At 70.7% G+C, this 1,702-nt stretch carries 2 protein-coding genes; one reads left to right on the forward strand and one right to left on the reverse strand.

The window, feature by feature from the left end:
- Window positions 1-17 precede the first annotated feature (17 nt).
- Entirely contained in the window at window positions 18-392 is a 375-nt protein-coding gene (locus ABZ371_RS32385) for a tetratricopeptide repeat protein (RefSeq protein ID WP_358686471.1), read from the reverse strand.
- Between the two features lie 131 nt (window positions 393-523).
- Between ABZ371_RS32385 and ABZ371_RS32390 the strand changes: the two genes are divergently transcribed.
- Window positions 524-1,489, forward strand: coding sequence for a pirin family protein (locus ABZ371_RS32390; RefSeq protein WP_358686474.1), 966 nt, complete (start codon window positions 524-526; stop codon window positions 1,487-1,489).
- Window positions 1,490-1,702 lie beyond the last annotated feature (213 nt).

Genomic DNA, 1,702 nt, shown 5'->3' on the forward strand with positions numbered 1-1,702 from the left:
GCCGGCACCGTCCCCGGCTAGCGGAGCGTCTCTTCCCTCGTGACGCCGTCCGGGCCGAAATCGCCGGCGAGGGCGGCGGCGATCCGCAGATGCGGGGCCGCCTCCGCGCTTCTGCCCTGCCGCTCGAGGGTGCGCCCCAGCATGAGCTGTGCGTAGGCCTCGACCGGATCGCGCCGCAGGACCTCCCTCAGTTCGGCCTCGGCCTTCACGAGCCGAGCCGAGTGGTAGTAGGACCGCGCCAGGAGCAGTCGCGGAGCGACCTGCTCCGGTACCTCCTCCACCAGTCCGCCCAGGATGCGCGCAGCGGTCAGGTACTCCTTCGCCTCGAAGAACATGTGCGCCCTGTCCCAGCGGTCGGCCGGGCTCCCGAACTCGTAGTAGGTCTCGCTCATCCCGCTCACTTCTCCTCGCGCCGCGACGGATCCGACGGAGCGGTCAACCGGCGGGTATAGTTGAATATTCCACTAAATCTCGCGGAGGTTCTCCGCTCCGCGTCCGTCCGCCCGGGAATAGGTTGAGCGCCATGAGCAATCTCGATCGTCAAGCCGCCCCCTCCGTCTGCGGCGGCCGGGGTTTCGTCGTCGCCGAACCGGTGCGGGAACTCCTCACGCCCCGCCAGGTCCAGCTCGGCAAGTCCACCGAAGTGCGCAGGCTCCTGCCCAATCTCGGGCGTCGCATGGTCGGAGCCTGGGCCTTCGTGGACCACTACGGCCCCGACGACATCGCCGACGAGCCCGGCATGCAGGTGCCGCCGCATCCTCACATGGGCCTGCAGACGGTCAGCTGGCTCCACGACGGCGAGGTCCTCCACCGGGACAGCCTGGGCAGCCTTCGAACGATCCGGCCGCGGGAACTCGGCCTCATGACCTCGGGCCGTGCCATCAGCCACTCGGAGGAGAGCCCGAAGCCGCACGCCCGCCTCCTCCACGGCGCCCAGCTGTGGGTGGCCCTCCCCGACGCCCACCGGAACGTGGAACCGCACTTCCAGCACCACACGGACCTGCCCCGGGTCACGGCACCCGGCATCGAGGCCACCGTGATCCTCGGCGAACTCGACGGCGCGGCATCGCCCGGCACCGCCTACACCCCCATCGTCGGAGCTGACCTGTCCCTGGCCCGCGGTGCCGAGGCCCGGCTGCCCCTCGACCCCGACTTCGAGTACGCGGTGCTGTCGATGTCCGGGGAGGCCGACGTCGACGGCGTCCCCGTGCTTCCCGGGTCCATGCTCTACCTCGGTTGCGGTCGCACCGAACTGCCCCTGCGGGCCGGCTCGGACGCGGGGCTGATGCTGCTCGGCGGCGAGCCGTTCGAGGAGGAGATCGTCATGTGGTGGAACTTCGTGGGAAGGACCCAGGACGACATCACGCAGGCTCGCGAGGACTGGATGAAGAGCGACCGCTTCGGCACCGTACGCGGCTACGACGGCCCGCCGATCCCGGCGCCGACTCTCCCCGACATGGCTCTGAAGCCCCGTGGACGTGTGCGCTGACCTGCGATTCCGCGCTTACGAGGGTCCCGCGCGCTTCTCGTGGGCGAGGTCTGTGTATCAAGGGGCGCAAGCTGGACGGGACTGGACCGGAGCGTGATTGCCGCCGGGCGGGATGTTCCCGTCCGCGCCGGCACCGACGGGGGCGGCGCCGAACCCGCGCCGGTGGCGGGTGAGTCGGCCGAGCTGCGCGAGGCCCGCAAGCGCATCCGGCTC

It is taken from the genome of Streptomyces sp. NPDC005899 (genome assembly GCF_040629645.1).
In the GTDB taxonomy this organism is placed as follows: domain Bacteria; phylum Actinomycetota; class Actinomycetes; order Streptomycetales; family Streptomycetaceae; genus Streptomyces.